The 25,846-nt window shown below is 70.3% G+C and carries 23 protein-coding genes; 12 read left to right on the top strand and 11 right to left on the bottom strand.

All coding sequences use genetic code 11. The annotated features are described in order from the left end of the window. The 3 genes from ACZ7GZ_RS24360 to glgB all read left to right on the top strand — a co-directional run. On the top strand, positions 1-309 hold a 309-nt coding region (locus ACZ7GZ_RS24360), incomplete at its 5' end, for an alpha-glucosidase C-terminal domain-containing protein (RefSeq protein WP_471027351.1). A 90-nt stretch (positions 310-399) separates the two neighbouring features. Beyond that, positions 400-1,773 (top strand): maltokinase N-terminal cap-like domain-containing protein, encoded by a 1,374-nt coding sequence (locus tag ACZ7GZ_RS24365; protein WP_471027353.1) that lies wholly within the window; start codon positions 400-402, stop codon positions 1,771-1,773. 18 nt (positions 1,774-1,791) lie between these two features. Further along, the gene (gene glgB / locus ACZ7GZ_RS24370; RefSeq protein ID WP_471027354.1) at positions 1,792-4,014 is read left to right on the top strand and encodes a 1,4-alpha-glucan branching enzyme; all 2,223 of its coding nucleotides are present in this window, start codon (positions 1,792-1,794) and stop codon (positions 4,012-4,014) included. Positions 4,015-4,050: 36 nt separating this feature from the next. Here the strand turns inward: glgB and ACZ7GZ_RS24375 are convergent, their stop codons facing one another. The 6 genes from ACZ7GZ_RS24375 to ACZ7GZ_RS24400 all read right to left on the bottom strand — a co-directional run bounded on the left by ACZ7GZ_RS24375 (position 4,051) and on the right by ACZ7GZ_RS24400 (position 10,801). Further along, complete coding sequence (locus ACZ7GZ_RS24375) at positions 4,051-6,348, bottom strand: hypothetical protein (protein ID WP_471027355.1); 2,298 nt, start codon at positions 6,346-6,348, stop codon at positions 4,051-4,053. 138 nt (positions 6,349-6,486) lie between these two features. Next, positions 6,487-6,693, bottom strand: coding sequence for a hypothetical protein (locus ACZ7GZ_RS24380; protein WP_471027357.1), 207 nt, complete (start codon positions 6,691-6,693; stop codon positions 6,487-6,489). A 375-nt stretch (positions 6,694-7,068) separates the two neighbouring features. After that, positions 7,069-9,306: a HelD family protein gene (locus ACZ7GZ_RS24385; protein ID WP_471027519.1), complete on the bottom strand. Its 2,238-nt coding sequence runs from the start codon at positions 9,304-9,306 to the stop codon at positions 7,069-7,071. Between the two features lie 169 nt (positions 9,307-9,475). After that, entirely contained in the window at positions 9,476-9,808 is a 333-nt protein-coding gene (gene trxA, locus ACZ7GZ_RS24390) for a thioredoxin (RefSeq protein WP_471027358.1), read from the bottom strand. Beyond that, on the bottom strand, positions 9,805-10,233 hold the full coding sequence (locus ACZ7GZ_RS24395; protein ID WP_471027360.1) for a MerR family transcriptional regulator: 429 nt from the start codon (positions 10,231-10,233) through the stop codon (positions 9,805-9,807). Before ACZ7GZ_RS24395 ends, trxA begins: the two co-directional genes overlap by 4 nt. Positions 10,234-10,285: 52 nt before the next feature. Beyond that, positions 10,286-10,801, bottom strand: a complete 516-nt coding sequence (locus ACZ7GZ_RS24400) for an Lrp/AsnC family transcriptional regulator (RefSeq protein ID WP_471027361.1) — start codon at positions 10,799-10,801, stop codon at positions 10,286-10,288. A 45-nt stretch (positions 10,802-10,846) separates the two neighbouring features. Here ACZ7GZ_RS24400 and ACZ7GZ_RS24405 point away from each other — a divergent pair, with 45 nt between their 5' ends. Beyond that, positions 10,847-11,755 carry an NAD-dependent epimerase/dehydratase family protein gene (locus tag ACZ7GZ_RS24405; protein WP_471027362.1) on the top strand — a complete coding sequence of 303 codons (909 nt, stop codon included), beginning with the start codon at positions 10,847-10,849 and terminating at the stop codon, positions 11,753-11,755. A 1-nt stretch (position 11,756) separates the two neighbouring features. After that, on the top strand, positions 11,757-12,650 hold the full coding sequence (locus ACZ7GZ_RS24410) for an aldo/keto reductase (protein ID WP_471027363.1): 894 nt from the start codon (positions 11,757-11,759) through the stop codon (positions 12,648-12,650). A gap of 12 nt (positions 12,651-12,662) precedes the next feature. On the opposite strand, the gene ACZ7GZ_RS24415 is transcribed toward ACZ7GZ_RS24410, so the two are convergent. From ACZ7GZ_RS24415 to ACZ7GZ_RS24425, 3 genes are all read right to left on the bottom strand, one after another. Continuing rightward, positions 12,663-13,193 carry an SMI1/KNR4 family protein gene (locus ACZ7GZ_RS24415; RefSeq protein ID WP_471027364.1) on the bottom strand — a complete coding sequence of 177 codons (531 nt, stop codon included), beginning with the start codon at positions 13,191-13,193 and terminating at the stop codon, positions 12,663-12,665. Next, on the bottom strand, positions 13,193-13,957 hold the full coding sequence (locus ACZ7GZ_RS24420) for a DUF2127 domain-containing protein (protein ID WP_471027365.1): 765 nt from the start codon (positions 13,955-13,957) through the stop codon (positions 13,193-13,195). Before ACZ7GZ_RS24420 ends, ACZ7GZ_RS24415 begins: the two co-directional genes overlap by 1 nt. 108 nt (positions 13,958-14,065) lie before the next feature. Continuing rightward, the gene (locus ACZ7GZ_RS24425) at positions 14,066-15,739 is read right to left on the bottom strand and encodes an MFS transporter (protein ID WP_471027366.1); all 1,674 of its coding nucleotides are present in this window, start codon (positions 15,737-15,739) and stop codon (positions 14,066-14,068) included. A gap of 139 nt (positions 15,740-15,878) precedes the next feature. Between ACZ7GZ_RS24425 and ACZ7GZ_RS24430 the strand changes: the two genes are divergently transcribed. Then, the gene (locus ACZ7GZ_RS24430) at positions 15,879-16,487 is read left to right on the top strand and encodes a TetR/AcrR family transcriptional regulator (protein WP_471027368.1); all 609 of its coding nucleotides are present in this window, start codon (positions 15,879-15,881) and stop codon (positions 16,485-16,487) included. A 156-nt stretch (positions 16,488-16,643) separates the two neighbouring features. Here the strand turns inward: ACZ7GZ_RS24430 and ACZ7GZ_RS24435 are convergent, their stop codons facing one another. Beyond that, positions 16,644-18,032 (bottom strand): cation:dicarboxylate symporter family transporter, encoded by a 1,389-nt coding sequence (locus ACZ7GZ_RS24435; RefSeq protein ID WP_471027369.1) that lies wholly within the window; start codon positions 18,030-18,032, stop codon positions 16,644-16,646. A 177-nt stretch (positions 18,033-18,209) separates the two neighbouring features. Here ACZ7GZ_RS24435 and ACZ7GZ_RS24440 point away from each other — a divergent pair, with 177 nt between their 5' ends. The 6 genes from ACZ7GZ_RS24440 (at position 18,210) to ACZ7GZ_RS24465 (ending at position 24,660) form a co-directional block, all read left to right on the top strand. Then, the gene (locus ACZ7GZ_RS24440) at positions 18,210-19,841 is read left to right on the top strand and encodes an ATP-binding protein (RefSeq protein ID WP_471027370.1); all 1,632 of its coding nucleotides are present in this window, start codon (positions 18,210-18,212) and stop codon (positions 19,839-19,841) included. After that, entirely contained in the window at positions 19,838-20,527 is a 690-nt protein-coding gene (locus tag ACZ7GZ_RS24445) for a response regulator (protein WP_471027372.1), read from the top strand. The genes ACZ7GZ_RS24440 and ACZ7GZ_RS24445 overlap by 4 nt, the downstream gene beginning before the upstream one ends. Before the next feature lie 255 nt (positions 20,528-20,782). Next, positions 20,783-22,150, top strand: coding sequence for an extracellular solute-binding protein (locus ACZ7GZ_RS24450; RefSeq protein WP_471027373.1), 1,368 nt, complete (start codon positions 20,783-20,785; stop codon positions 22,148-22,150). Further along, positions 22,147-23,010 carry a carbohydrate ABC transporter permease gene (locus ACZ7GZ_RS24455; protein WP_471027375.1) on the top strand — a complete coding sequence of 288 codons (864 nt, stop codon included), beginning with the start codon at positions 22,147-22,149 and terminating at the stop codon, positions 23,008-23,010. Before ACZ7GZ_RS24450 ends, ACZ7GZ_RS24455 begins: the two co-directional genes overlap by 4 nt. Beyond that, entirely contained in the window at positions 23,010-23,837 is an 828-nt protein-coding gene (locus tag ACZ7GZ_RS24460) for a carbohydrate ABC transporter permease (protein WP_471027377.1), read from the top strand. Before ACZ7GZ_RS24455 ends, ACZ7GZ_RS24460 begins: the two co-directional genes overlap by 1 nt. Before the next feature lie 133 nt (positions 23,838-23,970). Further along, positions 23,971-24,660, top strand: a complete 690-nt coding sequence (locus ACZ7GZ_RS24465) for a helix-turn-helix domain-containing protein (RefSeq protein WP_471027378.1) — start codon at positions 23,971-23,973, stop codon at positions 24,658-24,660. Here ACZ7GZ_RS24465 and ACZ7GZ_RS24470 read toward each other — a convergent pair. Continuing rightward, the gene (locus ACZ7GZ_RS24470) at positions 24,657-25,682 is read right to left on the bottom strand and encodes an ATP-dependent 6-phosphofructokinase (RefSeq protein WP_471027379.1); all 1,026 of its coding nucleotides are present in this window, start codon (positions 25,680-25,682) and stop codon (positions 24,657-24,659) included. The two genes, ACZ7GZ_RS24465 and ACZ7GZ_RS24470, sit on opposite strands and share 4 nt — an antisense overlap. Positions 25,683-25,846 lie beyond the last annotated feature (164 nt).

Raw genomic sequence — 25,846 nt, forward strand, 5'->3', positions numbered from 1 at the left:
ATCCGCAAGCAGAATCCCGCCTTCGGACTGGGGTCCTACAACGAGCTGCAGTCCTCCAACCCGGCCGTCCTCGCCTTCCTCCGCGAAGCCCCCCTCTCACAGGACGGAGGGGACGACCTGGTCCTGTGCGTCCACAACTTCTCCCGCTTCGCGCAGCCCACGGAGCTGGATCTGAGCCGGTTCGGCGGGCGGCACCCCGTCGAGCTGTTCGGCGGGGTCCGCTTCCCGGCGATCGGCGAGCTGCCGTACCTGCTCACCCTCGCGGGGCACGGCTTCTACTGGTTCCGGTTGCGCCGGAACGCGGCGTAGAACCCTGGTGGTGGGGCGGTTTCTCCCGCCCCACCCGGGGCACGCACAAGTGATACCCCCCTCGCGCTCCGGGGAAAGGACGTGACGCCCATGGCGGAAACGGTCACCTCATCCGGCACCACCACCTCGCTCCTGGCTTCCCTGGACCCCTTGTTGCGCGAGTGGCTGCCGAGGCAGCGCTGGTTCGCCGGCAAGGGCCGCCCGGTCACCGGGTTCACCCCCGTGGCCGCCACCGAACTGCTGCCGCCCGACGGCCGGCTGGGCCTCTACCACCTGCTCCTGCGCGTCCACCAGCCGTCCGCCCTGGGCGCCGAGCCCCATCCGGGCGACTGCTACCAGCTCCTCATAGGCGTGCGCGAGGCGCTGCCGCCCCGGCTCGCGCCCGCGCTGATCGGACATCTGGAAAAGGGCCCGCTCGCCGGACGCACGGTGTACGACGCCCTGTACGACCCCCGGCCCGCCGAAGTGCTGCTGGAGGCCCTGCGCACCCGGGCCCGCATCGGCGGGCTGCGATTCGATCGGGACCCGCGTCAGGAGATCCGCGCCGGGCTGGTGGCCCGGCTGATGACCGCCGAGCAGTCCAACTCGTCGGTGGTCTACGGCGATACGTTCATCCTGAAGCTGCTGCGCCGTGTGGTGCCCGGCGTCAACCCCGACCTGGAGATACCCCTGGCACTGGCCCGCGAGGGCTGCCCCCGGGTGCCCGCGCCGACCGCCTGGCTGCATGCGGAGGTGGACGCGCAGTCGTACGTCCTGGCGGTACTCCAGCCCTTCGTCAGCGGGGCGAGTGACGGCTGGGAGCTGGCGCTGCGCGAACTGGCCAAGGGCGAGGACTTCGCCGCCGAGGCGCGGGCGCTGGGCCGCGCCACCGCCGAGGTGCACACCTCGCTCGCCCGCGCCCTGCCGACGGTCACTCTCGGCCACGCCCAGCTGCAGTCGCTGGTCGAGGCAATGACCGAGCGGCTGGAGGCGGCCGTCCAGGCGGTGCCGGCACTGCGGCCGTACGAGAGCGGGCTGCGCTCGGCCTACCGGGCGCTGGCCGGCCTGGCCACCGAGGGCCGCACCTGGACGGCCCAGCGGATCCACGGCGATCTGCACCTCGGCCAGTGTCTGCGCTCGGCCTGCGGAGACTGGTCGCTGATCGACTTCGAGGGAGAGCCGGCCCGGCCGGCGGCCGAACGGCGCATGCCGCAGCCGCCGGTGCGGGACATCGCGGGCATGCTCCGCTCCTTCGACTACGCGGCCCACTCCGTGAGTCCGCCCGCCCCGGACTGGGCGCGCGTCTGCCGGGCCGCCTACTGCTCCGGGTACGCGGAGGTGGCCGGCCGCGACCCGCGCACCGATCCGGTGCTGCTGCGGGCCTTCGAGACCGACAAGGCGGTCTACGAGGTCGTCTACGAGGCCCGGCACCGCCCCGACTGGCTCCCCGTACCGCTCTCGGCGATCCGTCGCCTCGCCGCGTGAAGACCAGGAGGCTCGTCCGTGACGACCAAGAAGCCGGCCCCCTCGAAGCACACCCCGGACACCGCCGTCCCTCCCGCCGACCGCGAGCGGCTGCTGCACGGCACCCATCACGACCCGCACTCCGTGCTGGGCGCCCACCCGGTGAAGGGAGGCGTCGCCTTCCGGGTCTTCCGGCCGTACGCGCTGTCCGTCACGGTCGTCACCGATGACCTGCGCGCCGAGCTGCACGACGACGGCGAGGGGTTCTTCTCGGGGTCACTGCCGCTCGCGGACGTACCGGACTACCGGCTGCTGGTGGCGTACGAGGGGAACGTCCTGGACACCGAGGACCCCTACCGCTTCCTGCCCACGCTGGGCGAGCTGGATCTGCACCTGATCGGTGAGGGCCGGCACGAGCAGCTGTGGCAGGCGCTCGGCGCCCATGTCACCGCCCAGCAGGGTGTCACCGGCACCCGGTTCGCGGTGTGGGCGCCAAACGCGCGGGGCGTACGGGTCGCGGGTGGCTTCAACTTCTGGGACGCGACGGGCTTTCCGATGCGCTCGCTGGGCTCCTCCGGGGTGTGGGAGCTGTTCGTGCCGGGGGTCGGCGAGGGCGAGGCGTACAAGTTCGAGATCACCCGCCCGGACGGCTCGCACACCCTGCGCGCCGATCCACTGGCCCGCCGTACGGAGGCTCCGCCCGCCACCGCGTCGATCGTGCACGCCTCGCACCACGAGTGGGACGACGCGGAGTGGATGGCGCACCGGGCCGACACCCCCGTGCACGAGGCCCCGTTCTCCGTCTACGAGGTCCACCTGCCCTCCTGGCGCCCCGGCCTGGACTATCGCCAGCTCGCGGACCAACTCCCTTCGTATGTACGAGAGATGGGCTTCACCCACGTGGAGCTGATGCCGGTCGCCGAGCACCCCTTCGGCGGCTCCTGGGGTTACCAGGTCACCGGCTGCTACGCCCCGACAGCCCGGCTCGGCACCCCGGACGACTTCAAGTACCTGGTGGACCGGCTGCACCAGGCCGGCATCGGCGTGCTGATGGACTGGGTGCCGGCGCACTTCCCGCGCGACGACTGGGCGCTGGCCGAGTTCGACGGGCGCCCGTTGTACGAGCACCACGACCCGCTGCGGGCCGCGCATCCCGACTGGGGCACCCTGGAGTTCGACTTCGGCCGCCGTGAGGTGCGCAACTTCCTCGTCGCCAACGCGGTGTACTGGTGCGAGGAGTTCCACATCGACGGCCTGCGCGTGGACGCGGTCGCCTCCATGCTCTACCTGGACTACTCGCGCCAGCCGGGCCAGTGGACCCCGAACGAGCACGGCGGCCGGGAGAACCTGGACGCGGTGGCCTTCCTGCAGGAGATGAACGCCACGGTGTACCGGCGCTGCCCGGGCGTGGTGACCATCGCCGAGGAGTCGACGGCCTGGGACGGCGTCACCCGCCCCACCCACCACAAGGGCCCGAGCGGCTTCGGCGGGCTCGGTTTCGGCCTGAAGTGGAACATGGGCTGGATGCACGACTCGCTGCAGTACATGAGCCATGAACCGGTACACCGCAAGTACCACCACCACGAGATGACCTTCTCGATGGTGTACGCGTACAGCGAGAACTACGTCCTGCCCATCTCCCACGACGAGGTCGTGCACGGCAAGCGGTCCCTGGTCTCGAAGATGCCCGGCGACTGGTGGCAGCAGCGCGCGGGCCACCGCGCCTACCTGGGCTTCATGTGGGCCCACCCCGGCAAGAAACTGCTGTTCATGGGGCAGGAGTTCGCCCAGGGCGCCGAGTGGTCCGAGGTGCACGGCCCCGACTGGTGGCTGCTCGACCCGTCCTACGGCGCCGAGGCCGACCACCGGGGCGTACGGGATCTCGTACGGGATCTGAACGCCTTGTACCGGGCCGCCCCCGCCCTGTGGCAGCGGGACACCGACCCGGCGGGCTTCCAGTGGGTCACCGGGGACGCGGCGGACGACAACGTCTTCGCGTTCCTGCGCCTCGACGCCGACGGCAATCCGCTGCTGGCCGTCTCCCATATGGCCCCGGTGGTCCGCACGGACTACCGGCTCGGGGTGCCGGAGGACGTACCGGCGTGGGTGGAGGTGCTCAACACCGATGCCGCGCGCTACGGCGGCAGCGGGGTCACCCATCCGGACGTGCTCAAGCCCGAGCCCCATGCCTGGCACGGACACCCGGCAAGTCTCCGGCTGACCCTGCCGCCCCTGGCGACGGTGTGGCTGCGGCCGGCCTGAGTACTGGATCGCGTCCTTGCTCCACGGGGTGGCGCATCACTCGCCGGGCTCTGTCAGTGCTTCAACGAGTTCCGGGAGTTCGCGGAGCGCTCGGAGGGCCCGCGGCACCTCTCGGGCGATGCCGTCGGCCTGCTCCCGGCTGAACACGAAGGACACCCCTTCCTGGCCCGCCCTTTCGGCCATCCGGTCCAGGAGTTCTCTGGCCTGGCGCGCCTCGTCGAGCAGTCCGCTGACCTTTGACTGCACGTCCTCGGCCCATTGCGCAAGGCTCGGAACGCCTTGTACGGAGAGAGCGGCAGGCCCGGTCGCCGTGGGCTCCGGATCGCTCTCGGCAGCGGGCTCCGTGCCGTGGGTTCCGGACGTGAACGGCGCTCCGCTCGTCGGGGAGGGGTCCGGTCCCCCTCCTTCCGCGGCGGGCGCAGGGGGGGTGGAGACGGCCGAGCCCGGGGGTACCGGCACCGGGGAGACCACGGGCAGAGCGGCCGGGGCGGGTGAGGCGACCGTACGCGGCCTGCCGGTCGCCGCCGCCCCGTTCCCCGCTGGGGCGGAGCGCGCGGAAGGGACCCTCGCCTTGCTGGGTCGTTTGCCGGTTTCCTTGGGGAACTCGCGGTTGAACCACGCGCTCTTCATCGGCTCCACCAGTTGCTCCCCGGTGGGGCTCACCTTCCTCGGTGGCCGGTCGTCCTCGTCCATCGCCAGGGCGAGTTCTCTCAGCAGGGCGACTGCTTGGATCCTGTTGTTGTTTCGTAGGGCGTTGAGGGAGTTGCGCACGGTGCGCCGTACCCTGGTCGCCTCCGTGCCGTCGTCGTCGTCCGTCTTCTGGCCGGCAAGCGAGCCTCGGTCGGCGTCGATGATGCCGAACGCCGCCAGCCAATGCGCGGCACGGTAACTCACCAGCTCTTCGAACGCCTCGTCGCTCGTCTCAGCCAGCTGAAGCAGATCGGGCAACCGGCGGGACGAGACGTCGATGCCCTCGCGCACGTCCGATGCCTGGAACATTTCTCCGATGCGCGGATTCCACGCCTTGGGATAACTCTCCGAAGTCAGAGCCGACCACGCTCGGGCGCGTCGGTTGACTTCCACAGCGGTGAGCTGCGAGGGCGGCGATTCGCTCAGTACCCGCCGGATCAGAAACCGCTTTTCGCGGTCCCTCGGGAAGAGCTCCCGCAGCAGCATCATGGAACGCACGTCCCGGAGTTCACTCACCGTGGCATCGCTCGGCACACCTGGCAGCTCGGTGACCGGGGCGGCGCCGGACAGGACCTCGGCAGTTTTCTCGTCCAAGCAGCCTTCTGCCACATAAGCACCTAGAACGCTGCGCGCGAGCGCCCGGCTGCGGTCGTTCTGGGTGAACTCCAGGGGTGGGTGGACATGGTCCCGCCGGTTGCTCATTTGCACGATGCGATACAGACGGTGTGGCGTTGTACTGCCAATCACCAGGTGCGCCTCGACGACGGCCACCTTCTTCGCCCGAACCGCTCGCAAAGGGCTTTCGGGATCCCACCTCTGCACAGTGCTGTACTCGTCGTTGAGGGCTGTGGAGAGCCGCGTCAGCCAGTCATCGGGATCGAAGACGAGCTTCTCGCCCTCGCCGCCGAGTTTCTTCAAAGGCACCCCCGTGAGTACCTCCGCAGAGGTCACATCGAAGATCTCCTGGCGTTCCTTCGTGCGGTTGTTCCCCCTGACGGCCATCCATCCCCAGTGCTCAGCCGGGTGCAGTGGTTGTCCCTCACGGTCCGTTAGCGGCTGCTCCTCCAGTTCGAAGTGCTGGGCCACGAACAGGCCCGGCTCCAGCTGGCCGTTGAGGACGAGGTCCTGTTTGAGGTCGTACGGGCGGTGCCCAACGCGGTTACTGAGGGCATCAACGGCCAGTTCCACATTGCCGATCAGCTCCTCCCTGCTCGCCACGGAACTGCGGAGTGCCGCAAAGGCCTCCTCCCTGCCGTCAGGGGTCACCTGCGTCCAGGGACGGACCCTGGCCAGAGCGCGCCGCTTCTCCGTGATCTCGGATGGATCGGCCAGGGAGTGCCAGGCGGAGCTGATCCGCTCGTTGTTCTCCCAGACGACTCCCCCGACGCCGTGCATCCGAACTGCCACCACCGTCATGACCCCGGCATCCGTGACAGTCCGGCGCAGGGCGCTCTCCACAAGCCTGCGACGTCCCGCGCCGTCGGCCGTACCCAGCGAACGGCGAGGATCGACAAGGAAGGGGGCGATGTTGCGGAGTGCCGCGCGGGGGACGTTGACCCCGGTGGTGGCAAGCACCGCCTCGATCCACTCCTCCTGTTCCTCCTTGTTTGCAGGCAAAGGGAAGGGACGCTCGTCGTCAACCATCAGATCCCCCAATTCTCCATAATGACTACAGCATGAGAGAATGATGGACTGACATCCACCTGACTGCTGCAGCATCACCGATACGGGGGATGGGATGACTTCTTTCGATCGGGGACGATCGAAAGAGAACGGATTTACCTAACCCTTGATAGCGGAATTGATCAGTTGCCCGACAGTGGAACTGAGGACAGAGAGCCCCACCGCCATCGCTCCACTCTTCTTCTGCTGCCGCTCCACCAGGTCAATCCGGTTCCTCACATCCTCCAGCAGGTTCATCAGTCCCTCCAGCTGCCTGCTCAGCGCATCAAGCTGTTCCCTCAGGCCGTCGTCGCCAAGTGCGGACATGTAAATCCCTACCAGGTGCGCGTGGTTGCCGGACCATCGTCCGGCCGCAGCAGAGTGACATCAGAGCCAGGCGCTGTCGAGTGCGGTCCGGAGGGCCGCATCCCCGTCCAGAAGGCCCGACCGTGCGCCCCGCAGACGGCTTGGCGCAGCCCCAGGACCGGATCGACATACATTCGGATCACTAACGGCAGGATTGCGCTCAACTGGCCGCCATCTCGCCATCCGTGCATCACGGAAAGGAAACCTGAGGCCACAGTTTAGAAAAGCTAATCCACCCCCGAATCCACCCGCTCGCGTGAATCATCGAACACAAAGATGACTTCACGACAAGCGGATGGACCAGGCTCTGTCTATTGACCAATGGACTGAACCCTGCTACTCGCCTTCGAACTGAAAGGCGTCGGCCAGCTCCTTCGGCAGCCGTCCGGTGAACAGCACCCCGAGCCGCTGGGTGGCCCGGGTCAGGGCGACGTACAGGTCGCTCGTGCCGTAGGTCGCCGGTTCCACCACCAGGACCGAGTCGAACTCCAGGCCCTTGGCCTGGCGCGGGTCGAGGAGGACGACCGTCCGTGTCAGGTCGGGCTCGGCGCCCGCCGTGACGCCGTCCAGCCGGGCGGCCAGCGAGCGGTGCAGCTCGCGCGGGGCGATGACCGCGAGGCGGCCCTCGGTGGGGACGAGTTCGGCGACGGCCTCGGCGACCGCACCGGGCAGTCCGTCGTGGGCCCGCCGCACCCAGGGCCGTACCCCTGTGGAACGGACCGAACTCGGGGGCTCGAAGTCCGGGTTCCCGGCGCGGACCACGGCCGCGGCCAGCTCCATGATCTCGGCCGGTGTGCGGTAGTTGACGCCGAGGCGGGTGTGCTCCCAGCGGTCCTCGACATACGGCGCGAGGATGTCCGCCCAGGAGCCGACGCCGGCCGCCTCCGCGGTCTGCGCGGGGTCGCCCACCAGGGTCATCGAGCGGGTCGGGCTGCGCCGCATCAGCAGCCGCCAGGCCATCGGGGACAGCTCCTGCGCCTCGTCCACGATGATGTGCCCGAACGCCCAGGTCCGGTCGGCCGCGGCCCGCTCGGCGGCGCTGCGGTGGTCGGCCTCCTCCTGCCGCTCGGCGAAGCGTTCGGCGTCGATGATGTCGTGGGCCGACAGGACTTCGGAGTCCTCGTCGTGCCTGTCCTCGAACTCGTAGGTCCGGGAGGCGTAGGAGACGTCCAGGACGCCCTGCGCGTAGGCCACCTGCGTCTCGCGCTCGCGCTCGGCGCGGGCCCTCGCCCACCGGTCGTCCTCGCCGAGGAGTTCGGCCGCCTCGTCGAGGAGGGGGACGTCGGCGACGGTCCACGCGCGGGTCACCGGGCGGCGGATGGCGTCGGCGTCCTCCTCGCTCACGTACCCTTCCGGCTCCGCGAGGAAGTCGGCGACCAGCCGCTGCGGGGTGATCCTCGGCCACAACCGGTCGACGGCGGACCAGACTTCGGGGTTCTCGGCGAGTTCGTCGCGGATCTGGGTGACGTCGGCGGCGTCGAGCAGGCTGCTGCCGTCGTACGGGTCGGTGCCGACGCGTTCGGCGTACAGCTCGGTGAGGGTGTTGAGGATGTGCCCCTCGAAGTGCTCGCGGGCCGCGTTGTGCGGCAGCCTGGCGGCGCGGGTGCGCTCGCGGGCGACGCGCACCAGGCCGTCGTCCAGCATGAGCACCTCGCGGTCGTGCTCGATCGCGATGACCGGGTCCGGCAGGGCCTGCCGGTCGCGGACGACGGCGGCGAGCACGTCCGCCATGTCGGCGCGGCCCTTCACGGCCGCCGCCTCGGGGGTGTCGCCGGCGGTCGCCCGCACTCCGGGAAACAGCTCGCCGACCGTGGCGAGCAGCACCCCGGTCTCACCGAGGGAGGGCAGCACCTCGCCGATGTAGCCGAGGAAGGCCGGGTTGGGGCCGACGATCAGCACGGCGCGGCGGGCCAGCAGTTCCCGGTGTTCGTACAGCAGGTACGCGGCCCGGTGCAGGGCCACGGCCGTCTTGCCGGTGCCGGGGCCGCCCTCGACCACCAGCACCCCGCGGTGGGGCGCCCGGATGATCTCGTCCTGCTCGGCCTGGATGGTCTGCACGATGTCGCTCATGCGGCCGGTGCGTGCGCCGTTGAGCGCGGCCAGCAGCACGGCGTCACCGTTGTGGTCCTCGTAGCCGGTGCGGGTGGTGTCGCCGAGGTCGAGGATCTCGTCGTGCAGGGAGGTCACGGTCCGGCCCTGGGTGGCGATGTGCCGGCGGCGGCGCAGACCCATCGGGGTGTGACCGGTGGCCAGGTAGAAGGGCCGGGCGACGTCGGCCCGCCAGTCGATGAGGACCGGGGTGCGCTCGGTGTCGTCCTCGCGCAGCCCGATCCGGCCGATGTGGTGGGCGGCGCCGTCGGCCAGGTCGATCCGGCCGAAGCAGAGCGAGCCGTCGACGGCGTTCAGCGCGGCGAGCAGTCCCGAGCGCTCGGCGACCAGGATGTCCCGCTCCAGCCGGGCCTGCATGGGCTTGTCGCCCTGGGCGAGCGCGTCCGTGACCGACGTCTCGGCCTCACCGCGCAGCACGTCCACGCGCGCGTACAGTCCGTCGATGAATTCCTGCTCGTGCCGCAATTCATCGCGTGGAAATTCGGTGTTTGACAATTCCGCTCCCGCCCGGATATACTGTGCCCAGTGAACTTCTCCGCGCCTTCCTTGAATGGAAGTCGCGAACCACCGAATATACGCAGAGAAATCCCCCGAGCGCAATTGCTCGGGGGATTTTTCATTGGGCGCACGGGTTTTACAGCACGTCGGCCAGCTCCTCCAGCAGCCGCCGCTTGGGCCGCGCCCCCACCATCGACCGCACCGGCTCACCGTCCCGGAAGACCATCAGGGTCGGGGTGGACAGCACGCCGTAGGCGATCGTCGTCTGCGGATTGCGGTCCACGTCGAGCTGTACGATCCTCAGCCGGTCGCCCTCCTCGAAGGCGATGTCCTTCAGCACCGGCGCGAGCTGCCGGCACGGCCCGCACCAGTCGGCCGTGAACTGCACCAGGACCGGCAGGTCCGAGCCCCTCACCTCCGCCTCGAAATCCGCGTCCGTCACCTCGGCCAGTCCGCTCACCAGACTCATCGCAAAAGCCCTCCCAGCTCGCACACGGGTTCCGGGCCACCCGGAACCAGCGCCTCGGCGGCCAGCGCGTCCCGGGCCAGCTCGGCCCGCCGCAGCTGCCCGGCGACCGTCTCCCGCACCGCCGACAGCTGCCCGATCAGCGCGTCCAGCTCGTCCAGCTTGCGCCGGTAGACCGCGAGCGAGGCCGGGCAGGAGTCGCCCTCCGGATGCCCGGAGCGCAGGCACTCCACGAAGGGCCGCGTCTCCTCCAGCTCGAACCCGAAGTCCCGCAGGGTCCGGATCTGCTCCAGCAGCCTCAGGTCGCCCTCGTCGTACGTGCGGTGTCCGTTGCCGTCGCGCCGGGCCGGCAGCAGCCCGCGTGCCTCGTAGTAGCGCAGGGTGCGGGTGGTGGTCCCGGCCCGTGCGGCCAGCTCGCCGATTCGCATGCCTACGACCGTAGGTGTTGACGTCGGCGTCAGGGCAAGCGGTGCTCCTCTGTCACTTCGGGGGCAGCAGCGGCTTCCGGCGCACCGGTGAGGACAGCACGATCGACGTCGTCGTCCGGCCCAGCGCCGAGGTCTGCTCCAGGATCTCCTCCAGGTGGGCGGTGTCGGTGACGGCGACCTTGAGGATCCAGCAGTCCTGGCCGACCACGTGGTGCACCTCGGTGATCTCCGGGCGGTCGACCAGCTCGAGGGTCCTCGGGTGCTTGAGGTTGTAGCCGCCGTGCGGGTTCACCCGGATGAAGGCCTGGATGCCGTAGCCGAGGCGGGCGGGCGCGACCTGGGCGCCGTACCCCTCGACCACGCCGGCCGCCTCCAGCCGGCGTACCCGCTCGGCCACGGCCGCCGGGCTCAGAGTGACCCTCCGGCCCAGCTCGCTCAGCCTGATCCGTCCGTCGGTCTGCAGCAGCTGGAGGATCTGCCGGTCCACCGCGTCGAAGGCCACCTGTGTTTCGTCGGCGACGGCCCGCAGATGCCGTGGTTCTTTCGGCGTGGTGACCCGATCTCCCATGTCTGCCCCTTCAGAGCTCCCTGCCCGGTCCGGAGAATTATGGTCATGACAAAGGCACGAGAGGTACTGGTCATCGGCGGCAGCCGCTATTTCGGCAAGCGGCTGATCGCCCGGCTGCTGGCGGCGGGTGACCGGGTCACGGTGCTGAACCGGGGATCGTCGGCCCCGCCGCCGGAAGCGGTCCACCTGGTGGCCGACCGCGACGACGGGAAGGCGCTGACCGAGGCGATCGGCGGCCGTACCTTCGACGTCGTCATCGACCAGGTCTGTTACACCCCGCGCCAGGCGGAGATCGCCCGCCGGGTCTTCACGGGCCGCACCGGACGCTACGTCATGACGTCGACGGTGGAGGTGTACGAGCGCGAGGACTCGGCGGTACCGGTGCCGGAGAGTGCGGTCGATCCGCGCACGATAGCCGTGGACCTGGAACTCGCCTGGGACGAGGTGGAGTTCGTCGAGGCGCACTACGGTGAGGGCAAGCGGCAGGCCGAGGCGGTGTTCACGGGCTCCGGCCTCCCGTTCGTGTCCGTTCGGGTGGCCCATGTGCTGGGCGGCGACGACGACTTCACCGGTCGGCTGGAGCACTACGCCCACCGCATCCGCACCGGCGCGCCCATCGCCGTGCCGCCTCTCTCGCACCCGGCAACGTACATTTACGTCGAGGAGATCGCCGACTTCCTGTTCTGGGCGGCGGGGGCGGACTTCACGGGCCCGGTGAACGCCGCCTCGCACGGCCTGCTGGCCCTGGACGAGCTGTGCACCGCGGTGGCGGCCCACCTCACCGAGAAGGACGTTCGGTTCGAGGTGACCGGATCCGCCGAGCTCTCCCCCTTCGCCTTCCGCCGCGGCTACGCCATGGACAACTCCCGGGCCGCCGGGCTCGGTTTCACCTTCGGTGACGTACGGCAGTGGCTGCCGAAGGCCGTCGCCGAGACCCTGGGAAAGGACGACTGACATGCGGTACCGCACGGTTGGCGGCCTGACGGTGAGCGCGGTGGGACTCGGTGCCATGCCGCTGTCGATCGAGGGCCGGCCGGACGAGACCCGCGCCCTCGCCACCGTCCACGCGGCACTGGACGCGGGCGTGACACTGCTGGACACGGCCGACTCCTACCACCTGCCGGGCCAGGAGCCCGGCCACAACGAACTCCTCCTCGCCCGCGCCCTCGCGACCTACGGCGGCGACACCGACGGCGTGCTGCTGGCCACGAAGGGCGGCCGGGGCCGCCCGGCCGACGGCAACTGGACGACGACGGGCACGCGCGGGCACCTCAGGACGGCCGCGGAGGCATCACTGAAGCGGCTGGGCGTCGAGGCGATCGGCCTCTACCAGCTCCACAGGCCCGACCCCGCCGTCCCGTTCGAGGAGTCGGTCGGGGCCCTGCGCGACCTGCTCGACGCGGGCAAGATCCGCCTGGCGGGCCTGTCGAACGTGACCGCGGACCAGATACTGCGGGCCCGCGCGATCCTCGGTGACCGCCTGGTGTCCGTACAGAACCGCTTCTCCCCCGAGGCCCGTGACAGCGATCCGGAACTGCGGCTCTGCGCGGAGCTGGGCCTGGCATTCCTGCCGTGGAGTCCGCTCGGCGGGATCTCGCGCAGCTCGCTGGACGGGTCGTCGGGCCTGGCGGCGGCCCCGCGGTTCGCCGCGTTCCACGAGGTGGCCCGGGAGCGGGGGGCCAGCCCCCAGCGGGTGTGCCTGGCCTGGCTGCTGTCCCTCTCCCCCGCCGTCATCCCGATCCCGGGCGCGAGCCGTCCGGAGACGATCCGGGACTCGGCGGCGGCTTCGGAGCTCACGCTGACGGAGGCGGAGCTGACGCGGCTCGTGCGGGCCGCGCGGGCTTCGTAGCTCGAACGCCGCTCAGCGGCAGAGTGCGTCGACGTCGACGGCGAAGGAGGGGAACCGCGCCCCGGCCAACGCCACGATCTGCGGGACCGGGCGGCGCGGGGTGGTGGCGTGCCGGGCGGCGATGTCCGCGAGGGCGGCATTAGGACGGGCGGTCCAGTCCCGCTCGGGCCAGAGGGCCTCCCTGGGGCCGTAGCCGTCGGCCAGCACCCACAGAAAGTCGGAGAGGTTGCCGGCGACCACGCCGGTCTCCCCCTCCGATCCCAGGAACACCACCGGCTGCTCCGCCAGGGGCTGCCCCGGCCGCGCGCACCACACGGCGGCGCGGCCACCGGTGCCGTGCTTGCCGAACACGCGGTAGGCGCTGCCGTCGGCATCCGGGTTGCCGGTCCACAGCCGCAGCCAGTCGGTGGTGTCCTCGGCCGGGTCGAAGACGTCGTACGCCTCGAAGTCGGCACCGCCGCCATGGTCGTGGTCGAACCCCACGGCGGCCACCTCGGCCAGGGCGGGCGGCAGACGGTGGCCGTCCTCGTCCCCGGCGGACATCAGACCGTCACCCCGGCCGACTCCTCCACCTCCATCAGGGAGGCGCTGTGCCGCTCCTCCTCGAACTTGCGGCGACCGCCGCGCAGGCCGAACAGGCGCTTGGCGAGGGCGATGTAGAGGACCGCGAGGATGTTGAGGACCAGGGTGGCGATCTTCAGGTAGCTGACCTTCTCGGTGAGCTCGTAGATCTCCAGCGGCAGGAAGGCGGCGGTGGCGACGACCGTCAGGTACTCGGCCCAGCGCTTGGCGTACCAGAGGCCGACGGCCTCGATCAGCTCGATCAGCGCGTAGGCGAGCAGCAGGGCGGCCACCAGCAGCAGCGTGGAGTGCTTGTAGCCGAACACCTTCTGGATGGAGCCGACGACCGGTGAGTGGTCGAGGTCGTAGTGGAAGTGCCGGAAGACCGGACGGAAGACGTCCAGGTACTCGTTGAAGAGGCTGCGGACCGCGTCCCGGCTGTTGCTGAACTTCCAGACGGCGACCGCCACCAGCACGATGAACACACCGCGCACGGCCCGCTCGATCGCCAGGAAGCGGAGGATGAACAGGTCACGCAGGACCTTGCCGCGCGGCACCAGCGGCGCTTCGTCGGCCCGGCCCGAGCCGTGCGGCTCCCCCAGCACGAAGTCACCGCAGCGCAGACAGCGCCACACCTCGCCGAGCGCGGTCTCGGCGTGCAGCCGCAGGCGCAGGCGGGGGTCGTCGGGCGCGTAGGTGACATGCCCCTTGCGCGCGCAGGTCCGCCGGTCCCAGTCGATCTTCATCCCCCGTGCCTCCATCTACGTACTGACATACAGGTACTGACGCCACGCACGAACGTGCCGTTCCGATTGATCCGCAGCGGCACGTTAGTGGATGGGAGCGGGAAGCGGTCAGCCGGCCGTGCTGTTCGCCAGTTCCTTCTCCTCGGTCTTCACGTCCGGCGCGGGGGCTTCACGGCGTGGGAGCAGGAAGCCCACGAGGAGGGTGCCGAGGCCGAGGACCACCGCGCCGACGAGGCTGGTGTGGGCGACCGCGGAGGAGAAGGAGGAGCCGACCGCGTCGGCCATCTGGCGGGCGCCGGAGGCGAGTTCGGCGGCCTGCTGCTTGAGCTGTGCGGCCTGCCGCGGGTCCGGGGTCCTCGCCGCCTGCGCGGCCAGCGCGTGCGCCTTGTCGCCGATGCCCTGGGCGACGGCGTATCCGGCGCCGACCGAGTCCTGCGCGGTGTCCAGGGCGTTCGCCGGGAGCTTGCTGCCGGCGGTGGCGTCGGAGAGGTGGTTGCCGTACGACGTGGCGAGCAGCGAGCCGAGGATGGCGATGCCGAGCGAGCCGCCCAGTTCCAGCGAGGTGTCGTTGACCGCGCCGCCGACTCCGAGCTCGGACTCGGGGAAGGCGCCCATGATCGCGTCGGTGCAGGGCGAGAGGGCGAGGCCGATGGCCAGGCCGAGGATGATCAGGGGGGCCAGGAAGTCGGTGTACGTCGAACCCGCGTCCACCCGGGTCAGCAGGGCGAGGGCGCCGGTGCCACCGACCATGCCCGCCGTGACGGTCCACTTCATCCCCACGCGCGGGGTCAGGAAGCCGGTCAGGGCCGAGCCGACGAAGACCGCGCCGGCCAGCGGGAGCATCCGTACGCCGGTCTGCAGGGCGTCGTAGCCGAGGACGAACTGCAGGTGCTGGGTGAGGTAGTAGAAGGCACCGAAGACGGCGAGGAAGAACAGGGCGACGGCGAGGTTGGAGCCGGCGAAACGGCGGTGCGCGAAGCGGCGGACGTCCAGGATCGGGCGGGGGTGGCGCAGCTCCCAGACGACGAAGGCGACCAGACCGGCGCCCGCGACCACGGCCGCCGTGACCGCCTTGGCACCCCAGCCGAAGTGCGGACCCTCGATGATCATGTAGACGAGGGAGCCGGTCCAGACGACCGACAGCAGGCCGCCGATGTAGTCGATGCGGTCGTGGTGGCCCGCTTTGGACGGCGGGATGAGCACGAGGGCGGCGACGATCGCGACGGCCGCGACGGGTACGTTGATCAGGAAGGTCGAGGACCAGCCGTGGTCGCGCAGGAGGGCGCCGGCGACGACCGGTCCGGCGGCGATGGCGAGCCCGGCGGTGGCGGTCCACAGGACGATCGCCTTGGCGCGTTCGGCGCGCGGGAAGGTCGCGGCCAGCAGGGAGAGCGTGGCCGGCATGATCAGTGCGGCGCCGACGCCCATCACGGCGCGGGCCGCGATGACGGACGTGGAGCTGTCGGCGAGGTAACCGGCGACCGCGCCGCCGCCGAAGACGACCAGCCCGAGGACGAGCGCCCCGCGCCGGCTGTACTTGTCGCCGATCGCGCCGAGCAGCAGCATCAGCGCGGCGTAGGGGACGGTGTAGCCGTCGATCACCCACTGCAGGTCGGCGCTGGTCAGCCCGAGGTCCTTCGTCATGTCGGGCGCGGCGACCGTGAGGGCGGTGTTCGCCATCACGATGATCAGCAGGCTCAGGCAGAGCACGAGCAGTGCCCACCAGCGCCGGGCGTACGGGCGCTCCATCTTCTCGACCGGTTCGGTCATGACGAGTCGCATGGCAGGGGTCGCCTTCCTCGGATACGCGACAGGACGGGAGTCCAGGTTTTGCACAGCGGCGTGCAATTGCACAACCATGTGCAATGTACGTCGTTGCACAGGGCTGTGCAAGTTGCGCGAGTGCGGGCAGAATGACGGCATGACCACGGGTAACCCCAGCCGCGCCGACGCCAACCGGCGCCGCATCCTCGACGTCGCCCTCGGCGAGCTGCTGCGCGATCCGGACGCCTCCATGGACCAGATCGCGCGCGCGGCCGGTGTCGTACGACGGACGGTGTACGGCCACTTCCCCAGCCGTGAGGCACTGATCAGCACCCTCGTCGACGAGGCGGTGCAGGCGCTGACGGACGCGGACGCGGCGGTGCGCGAGGGGGTGCAGGACCCGGCGGAGGCCGTGGCCCGGTCGCTCCTCGCGATCTGGGCGACCGCGGACCGCTACCGCCTGCTGATCGCGCTCGCCCAGCGCACGGTCACCGTCCAGGGCATCCGCGAACGCCTCGCCCCGCTGCGCGCGAACAAGGTCCGGCTGCTCCAACAGGGCCTGGACCAGGGCGTGTTCAGCTCCCCACTGCCGGCCCCGGCCCTGGCGTACGTGCAGGAGCAGATGGTGTTCGCGGTGATGGAGGCGGTGAACGACGGCCTGGTGACAGTGGAAGAGGCGGGCCGCTCTGCCACGGTCACGGTCCTGACCGCGGCGGGCGTGCCCGCCTCAGCGGCCACCGCGCTGGTGGCCGAGGTGAGTGCGTAGGGGGAGTACGTAGGCGTGGGTACGTAGGCGTGGGTGTGCAGACGGAAAGGAGCCGGGCGGCCGAGGTACGGGGGAGACTCGGCCGCCCGGCGGTGGATCCCGGACGCCCGGCCCGGGTTCAGGCGGGGCCGGACGTCCGGAGTTCTCCGCGGCGGGTCAGGCCCTGGCCAGCTCCTTCTCCCCGTCCTCCCGGGCCCCGGGAACCCCACTGACCGCCGGCTGGTTCTCGTCCAGCAGCGTGGTCTCGTCGAACGGCAGCTCACCCGCGAGGACCTGCCGCACCCGGGCCTTGTCGATCTCCTTGGTCCAGGTGCCGATCAGTACGGTGGCGACCGCGTTGCCCGCGAAGTTCGTCAGCGCCCGCGCCTCGCTCATGAACCGGTCGATACCGACGATCAGACCCACCCCGTCGACCAGCGCCGGCTTGTGCGACTGCAGACCGCCGGCAAGCGTGGCGAGCCCCGCACCGCTGACGCCCGCCGCGCCCTTGGACGCCAGCAGCAGGAACAGCAGCAGCGGGATCTGCTCGCCCAGCGACATCGGCGTACCCAGCGCGTCCGCGATGTACAGCGACGCCATGGTCATGTAGATCATCGTGCCGTCGAGGTTGAAGGAGTAGCCGGTCGGCACGGTGATGCCGACGACGGGCTTGCTGACGCCCAGGTGCTCCATCTTCGCGATCAGCCGCGGCAGCGCGGACTCGGATGACGAGGTGGAAAGGATCAGCAGGAACTCGCGACCCAGGTACTTGAAGAGGGAGAAGACGTTCAGACCGGCGACGATCCGCAGAATCGCGCCGAGCACCACGAAGACGAACAGCACGCAGGTGACGTAGAAGCCGAGCATCAGCACGGCGAGGCTCTTGAGGGCGTCGAGACCGGCCGAGCCGACCACCGCCGCGATGGCGCCGAAGGCACCGACCGGCGCCGCCCACATGACCATCGACAGGATGCGGAAGACGAGCCGCTGGATGTGCTCGACGCCGCGCAGCACCGGCTGCCCGACCGGCCCCATGGCCTGCAGCGCGAACCCGGCGAGCAGGGCGACCAGCAGGGTCTGCAGGACCTGTTCCTGGGTGAAGGCGGACACGAAGGTCGTCGGAATGATCGACAGGATGAACTGGACCGGCGGCAGCGCCTCCTTGGACACCTGCTCGTGCCCGGACGCCTTGACGGCGTCGGTGAGGTGCAGCCCGTCACCCGGGTGCAGCACGTTGCCGACGACGAGCCCGATGGCGAGCGCGACCAGCGACATCACCAGGAAGTACCCGAGCGCGATACCGCCGACGGTACCGACCTTCGCGGCCTTGCGTACGGACCCGATCCCGAGCACGATCGTGCAGAAGATGATGGGCGAGATCATCATCTTGATCAGGTTCACGAAGCCGGCACCCAGGGGCTTCAGCTCGACCGCCGCATCGGGCCAGACGAGTCCCACGGCGATGCCGAGCGCGACCGCCACGATGACGGCGATGTACAGGTAGTGGGTCCGGTCCCGCTTCACGCGGGGTGCGGCAGGTGCCGTGTCGGGGGTTGTGGCGGCCACGACTGCCCTCCTTGACGTCTTCGTCGGTGAACTACCGGCGTGCGGCTCACGTCCGGGCGTTGTTCGGGGAATGCCGTGACTATCTCCCGCCGTGTGAGGGCGGTCACCCTTCCGTTCATTGAGTTCACGACGGACCGGAGAGACACACCACGGGGACCGGAGAGGCACACTGCTGACATGCGCGTTCCCCGTCTCCCCCGACCCCGCAGCCTGGCGGGCCAGCTGTTCGCGATGCAGGCCGTGCTGATCGCGCTGGTCGTGGCCGGGTACGCGCTGTTCACCTACGTCAGCGACCAGAGCCAGGCCGAGGACGCGGCGGTCCGCCAGGTCACAGCGGTGGCCCGCTCCGTCGCGGACGCCCCCTCGGTCCGCACGGCGATCCGCACCCCCCACCCCACGGCCGCGCTGGAGCCGTACGCGCTGCAGGTCATGCGGGACACGGACGTCGACTTCGTCACGATCATGAACCCGGACGGGATCCGCTGGACCCACCCCGACCGGAACCAGATCGGCAAACGCTTCCTCGGCCGTATCGACCCCGCCCGGCACGGCCACACCTTCACCGAGACCTACACCGGCACCCTGGGCCCCTCCGTCCGCGCGGTGACCCCGGTCGAGGAGAACGGCCACGTCGTCGGCCTGGTCAGCGCCGGCATCAAGGTGGAGCAGATCAGCGCGCGGGTCCAGGACCAGGTCACGGCCCTGCTCGGGGTCGCCGGTGGCACGCTGCTGCTGGGCGCGGTCGGCACGTACGTCGTCAACGCCCGGCTGCGCCGGCACACCCACGGCATGAACGCCACCGAGCTGAGCCGGATGCACGACTACCACCAGGCGGCGCTGCACGCGGTCCGCGAGGGCCTGCTGATGCTGGACGGGCAGTACAGGGTGGCGCTGATCAACGACGGCGGCCGGGAGCTGCTGGGCCTGGGCGCACCGGACACGGAGCTGATCGGCCGCTCGGTGGCCGACCTGGGTCTGCCGGCCCCGCTGACCGGCGCGCTGCTGTCCTCGGAGCCCCGGGTGGACGAGGTGCACCTGACGGCGGCCGGCATCCTGGTGGTGAACACGTCCCCGGTGTCGGGCGGAGAGCGCCGCGGCACGGTGGTCACCCTGCGGGACGTCACCGAACTGCAGTCCGTGATGGGCGAGTTGGACTCCGAGCGGGGCTTCACCCAGGCCCTGCGCTCGCAGGCGCACGAGGCCGCCAACCGCCTGCACACGGTGGTGTCGCTGATCGAGCTGGGCCGGGCCGAGGAGGCCGTGGAGTTCGCCACGGCGGAACTGGAGCTGGCCCAGGCCCTGACCGACCAGGTGGTCGCGGCGGTACGGGAACCGGTGCTCGCCGCTCTGCTGCTCGGCAAGACGGCCCAGGCCAACGAGCGGGGCGTGGAGCTGGTGGTGTCGCGGGACAGCCGCCTGGACGACGGCCTGCTCCCCGGGAGCCTGCCCGCCCGCGACCTGGTCACCATCCTCGGCAACCTGATCGACAACGCGGTGGACGCGGCGCAGGGCAGCGTCGGGGCACGGGTGACGGTGACGGCGTACGCCTCGGACGCCGAGGTGGTCCTGCGGGTGTCCGACACGGGCCCCGGTGTCGACCCGGCCCATGCCGACCTGGTATTCCAGCGGGGGTTCTCGACGAAGCCGGCCGGGCCCGGCGGCCGGGGCCTGGGGCTGGCCCTGGTCCGGCAGGCGGTGACCCGCCACCAGGGCACGTTGACGGTGGCGGAGTCCGACGAGGACGGCGAGGGCGGAGCGGTGTTCGAGGTGCGGTTGCCGTTGCGGTCGGCAGTGGGGGGCGGCAGATGACGCAGGAACGGCATCCGATCCGCGTCCTCGTGGTCGAGGACGACCCCGTCGCCGCCGACGCCCATGTGATGTACGTCGGCCGGGTGCCCGGGTTCGTCGCGGTCGGCAAGGCGCACACGGGGGCGGAGGCCCGCCGCATCCTGGACCGCACGCCCGTGGACCTGCTCCTCCTGGACCTGCACCTGCCGGACGTACACGGCCTGCAGTTCGCCCGCTCCCTGCGCGCGGCGGGCCATCACGCGGACGTGATAGCGGTGACGTCGGCCCGGGATCTGGCGGTGGTCCGCGAGGGCGTCTCGCTGGGCGTCGTCCAGTACGTCCTGAAGCCGTTCACCTTCGCCACACTGCGGGACCGGCTGGTCCGCTACGCCGAGTTCCACGCGGCGGTCGGCGAGGCGAGCGGCCAGGACGAGGTGGACCGGGCGCTGGCGGTCCTGCGGGCGCCGTCGCCCGCGGCGCTGCCGAAGGGGTTGAGCGGGCCGACGCTGGAGCGGGTGACGGGCACGCTGCGGGAGACGGAGGAAGGGCTGACGGCGGCGGGGGTGGCCGAGGCGGTGGGCATCTCACGGATCACTGCCCGGCGCTATCTGGAGCACCTGGTGGAGGCGGGGCGGGCCGCGCGGCAGCCGGTGTACGGGCAGGTGGGAAGGCCCGAGCTGGTGTACCGGTGGGTGCGGGGCCGTTAGCCGGCCTCGTCATCGGGCCCGTCGGCCGGCGCGAGGACCCCCTACGCCTCGATCCCTCACCGCGGCGATCCCCGGCAGGCCCGCGCCGGCTGCCTGGCGGCGGTCGAGGCGTTCACCGGGCCAAGCCCACCGAAGACGCCACCGACTGCCAATCCGGTGCAGACTCATTGACCTGACTAGACCACTCCTCTTACGTTCACGGCAGCCGTCTCCGCGTAACGCCACAGTGAAGTGAGCCCGTAGGAGGTAGTGCCCGTGCGCCCCACCGCCGCCCTCTCCGCCCTCCTCACCGCCGCCCTCGCCGCCACCGCCCTCACCGCGTGCGGCCCGGGATCCGGCAGCAGCGCCGACACGGTCAGGGTGTCGTACAAGCAGTCCACCGACAACTCCATCAAGGTGATGGACACCTACCTCGCCGGGGTCAGGAAGGAGTTCGAGAGGAAGTACCCGGGCAAGAAGGTCGAGTTCGTGCCGATCAAGGCCCCGGACTCGGAGTACTACACCAAGCTGCAGCAGATGCTGCGCTCGCCGAGGACCGCGCCCGACCTGGTCTACGAGGACACCTTCCTCATCAACTCCGACATCACGAGCGGCTATCTCAAGCCCCTCGACCCGTACCTCGCCAAGTGGCCGGACTGGAAGCAGTTCATCGGCACCGCGAAGGCCGCCGCGAAAGGGCAGGACGGGAAGACGTACGGCGTTCCGGACGGGACGGACACCCGCGGGCTGTGGTTCGACAAGCGGGTGTTCCGGAAGGCCGGGCTGCCGCTGGACTGGCAGCCGAGGAACTGGGACGACGTCCTCGCCGCCGCCCGCACCATCAAGCGGAAGGTCCCCGGCGTCACCCCGCTCAACGTCTACACCGGCAAGCCGGCGGGTGAGCGCTCCACCATGCAGGGGTTCGAGATGCTCCTGTACGGCACCGGCGACGGCACCTCCGACCCGCTCTACGACAGCACGAGCAAGAAGTGGGTCACGGGCGGCCGGGGGTTCAGGGACTCGTTGGCATTCGTCGAGACCGTGTACAAGGAGAAGCTCGGGCCCGACGTCTCCGACGCCCTCGACCCCAACTTCGCCACCACCGTCAACGGCGAGCTGCTCCCCCAGGGCAAGCTCGGCATCGACCTCGACGGCTCCTGGCTGCCACAGGCCTGGCTGCCGGGCAGCGGGCACGAGTGGCCCGACTGGTCCCGGCAGTTGGGGCTCGCGTACATGCCCACCCAGCACGGGCAGGCGCCCGGCAGGGTGAGCATGTCGGGTGGGTGGACCTGGGCCGTCCCGGCCAAGGCCGGCAACCCGGACCTCGCCTTCGACTTCATCAGGACGATGCAGACCGAGGCGGGCGCCAAGAAGTGGTACATCGCGAACTCCGGCATCTCCGTGCGCAGCGACGTCGCCAAGGACCCCTCGTACGCCACCGCCCAGCCCGGCATCAGGTTCTTCACCGACCTGGTGTCCAGCACGCACTACCGGCCCGCGTACCCGGCGTACCCCAAGGTGTCGACCGCCGTGCAGGAGGCCATGGAGAGCGTGACGACCGGCGACCAGTCCGCGGAGAAGGCCGCGAGCGGGTACGACGACACGCTCAAGGACGTCACCGGCGGCCAAGTGACCGAGAAGTGAAACCTCCGCGCCGGCTCACCCGGGCCCTTCCCCTCGCGCCCGCCGTCGTCCTCCTCCTGCTCTTCCTCGCCGGGCCGATCGCGTACTGCGTCTACATCGCCTTCACCGACCTGCAGCTGACCGGTCAGGCGCACGCGTCGTTCGTGGGGTTCGCCAACTTCCGCAGGGCCTTTCACGACGACGCGTTCCTGAACGCCGTCTGGCTGACCCTGGTGTTCACCGTGCTGTCCTCGCTCCTCGGGCAGAACACCCTGGGCCTCGCCCTGGCGGCGCTGATGAAGCGGGCCTCGAAGCCGGTGCGCACGCTCACCGGTGCGGTCGTCGTCACGGCGTGGGTGCTGCCGGAGGTCGTCGCCGGGTTTCTGCTGTACGCCTTCTTCCGGCGGGAGGGGACGCTCAACGCCATCCTGGACTGGCTGCATCTGCCGCGCGAGAACTGGCTGTTCACGCTCCCCATCCTGGCCGTGTCCTTCGCCAACGTCTGGCGGGGTACGGCGTTCTCGATGCTGGTCTACTCCGCCGCGCTGGACGAGATACCCGCCGAGATCACGGAGGCCGCCGAGGTGGACGGGGCCGGCGGATGGCGGCGGATGTGGCACATCACCCTGCCGATGATCCGCCGGTCCATCGGCACCAACCTCATGCTCAACACCCTGCAGACGCTCTCCGTCTTCGGGCTGATCTGGGTAATAACCCGGGGCGGGCCCGGGAACAGGAGCCAGACCCTGCCGCTGTTCATGTACGAGCAGGCCTTCCAGAACAGCATGATCGGGTACGGTACCGCGGTCGCCCTGCTTCTGCTGCTCGTCGGCTCGCTGTTCTCGGTCGTCTATCTGCGGCTGTTGCGGACGGAGGTGTGATGCCCCGCAAGCGTGCCTCCCGGCGGCTCGCCGCCGACGTCTGTCTCGTGGTCGTGGCCGTCGCCTTCGCGCTGCCCCTCGCCTGGGTGGTGCTGTCCTCGGTGGATCCGCACGCCGACCTCAGGGTGAAAGCCCCGGACGGGTTCACGCTCGGCAACTTCGACGCGATCCTCACGCCGGACATCACCTACACCCCGCTGCTCAACAGCCTGGTCCTGTGCGGAGGCGCCACCGCGCTGACGGTGGTCTGCGCCGCCCTCGCCGCCTATCCGCTCTCCCGGTTCCGCTCCCGTCTCAACCGGCCGTTCCTGCTGACGATCCTGTTCGCGACGAGCCTGCCGATCACCGCGATCATGGTGCCGGTGTACGCGCTGTTCGTGCGGGTGAACCTGATCGACACCGTGCAGGGCACGATCCTCTTCTTCGCCGCCTCCCAACTCCCGTTCGCCATCTGGCTGATGAAGAACTTCATGGACGGGGTGCCGAGGGAGCTGGAGGAGGCGGCCTGGACGGACGGGGCGAACTCGCTGCAGTCCCTGGTCCGGATCGTGCTGCCGCTGACGGGGCCGGGGCTCGCCGTCGTCACGGTGTTCTCGTTCGTGATGATGTGGGGGAACTTCTTCGTCCCGTTCATGCTGCTGCTCACCCCGGACCAGATGCCGGCCTCGGTCAGCATCAACGACTTCTTCGGCAACCGGGGCATGGTGGCGTACGGGCAGCTCGCCGCGTTCTCCGTCATCTATTCCACACCGGTGATCCTGCTGTACGTACTGGTGGCACGGCGGCTGGGGGGCGGTTTCGCACTGGGCGGGGCGGTCAAGGGGTGAACCGGAAGGGTGTCCTGTCCGTTACATCCGTCCGGTTACATACCGAACGGACGGAACTGTACGTTCCCACAACCGGTGATCCTGTCGGAACGGACCGTAGCCATGGTGACAGCGGCCCCCTAGCTTGTGCGGGGTGCGCCAACCCTCAGCTCCCCCCTTCAACGCCCCGGCGGCCCGCCGGCTGCGCTCCGCGCTCGGCATGGGCCCCGAGCACGTCGCGTACGGCATGCGGGCCTCGTACGGGCTGCCGTACGTCACACCCGACCTCGTGATCGCCTGGGAACGCGGCATCGCCTCCCCCGGCAATGCCGAACTCACCGCCCTCGCGGGCGTGCTGTGGTGCTCCCCGGGCGAACTGCTCGGCCGGCCGCAGAGCCTGCGCGAGCACCGCATCGCCCGCGCCGTCGCGCCCGAGGACGTCGCCCGCGCCGTCGGTATGGACCTGCGCGGCTATCTGCGCATGGAGGACAGCGGGCAGTGGCGGGGCAACGAGCGGCAGTCGGCCGCGCTCGCCGAGGTCCTGGGGCTGGCCCTGCCCGACTTCGTCGCCGTCACCGGCCGCGAGACCAAGCTCGCCGACCTGCTGCACAGCGCGGTCACCACCCGCTGGCAGGCCTATGTGCGGCCGGTGATGAAACTGGCGCCCCTGGACAAGGGGGTCGTGGAGGACGCGCTGCAGGAGCTGTACGAGGACTATCAGGGGCACATGGCCGCCACCCTCAGCTGGGGTGGCGGCAGCAGGGGCGCCAGCGAGACCGGAAAGGAGTTCCTCGAGCAGATCGTCATGAACTTCTGGACGGCCGTCGAGGACAGGACCGCCTAGAAGACCGACTCCGCCTCGTCCATCCGGTCCGTCGGTACCGTCTTCAGCTCGGTGACCGCCTCCGCGAGCGGCACCATCACGATGTCGGTGCCGCGCAGCGCGGTCATCCGGCCGAACTGGCCGCGGTGCGCGGCCTCCACGGCGTGCCAGCCGAAGCGGGTGGCGAGGACACGGTCGTAGGCGGTGGGGACGCCGCCGCGCTGGACGTGGCCGAGGATGACCGGCTTGGCCTCCTTGCCGAGGCGCCGCTCCAGCTCGTACGCCAGCGCGGTGCCGATGCCCTGGAAGCGCTCGTGGCCGTACTGGTCGATCTCGCCCTTGACGTAGTCCATGGTGCCGTCGATGGGGTGGGCGCCCTCGGCGACGCAGACGACGGCGAACTTCTTGCCGCGGGAGAAGCGCTCCTCGACCATCTTGACCAGGTCGGCCGGGTCGAAGGGGCGCTCGGGCAGGCAGATGCCGTGGGCGCCGGCGGCCATGCCGGACTCCAGAGCGATCCAGCCGGCGTGCCGGCCCATGACCTCGACGACCATCACACGCTGGTGGGACTCGGCCGTGGTCTTCAGGCGGTCCATGGCCTCCGTGGCCACGCCGACGGCGGTGTCGAAGCCGAAGGTGCGGTCGGTGGAGGAGATGTCGTTGTCGATCGTCTTGGGGACGCCGACGACCGGCAGGCCCGCGTCGGAGAGCATGCGGGCCGCGGTCAGCGTCCCCTCGCCGCCGATCGGGATCAGCGCGTCGATGCCGAACTCCTCGACCATGTCGGCGGCGCCGTCGCAGGCCTCGAGCAGCCGGTCGCGCTGCAGCCGGGAGGAGCCCAGGATGGTGCCGCCGCGGGCCAGGATGCCGCTGACCGCGTCCAGGTCGAGGGTGCGGTAGTGCCGGTCGAGCAGACCCCGGTAGCCGTCCTCGAAGCCGATGACCTCGTCGCCGTACTGCGCCACCGCCCGGTGCACGACCGACCGGATCACGGCGTTCAGGCCGGGGCAGTCGCCGCCTGCGGTGAGAACTCCGATGCGCATCGTGCTGTGTCTCCTGCTCGCTGTCGGTGCCGGTGAGCCACTGTCGATTGTTCCACGTCCACCGGGGCGGTGAGCCACTTGACGGGCGCCTTATCCGGGACCAGGGGTATTGTCAAGAGGGTTCTGCTCACCTTGGTGGGCGATTTTTATGCCGACGATGATTT

Source organism: Streptomyces sp. NPDC037288, assembly GCF_055603265.1.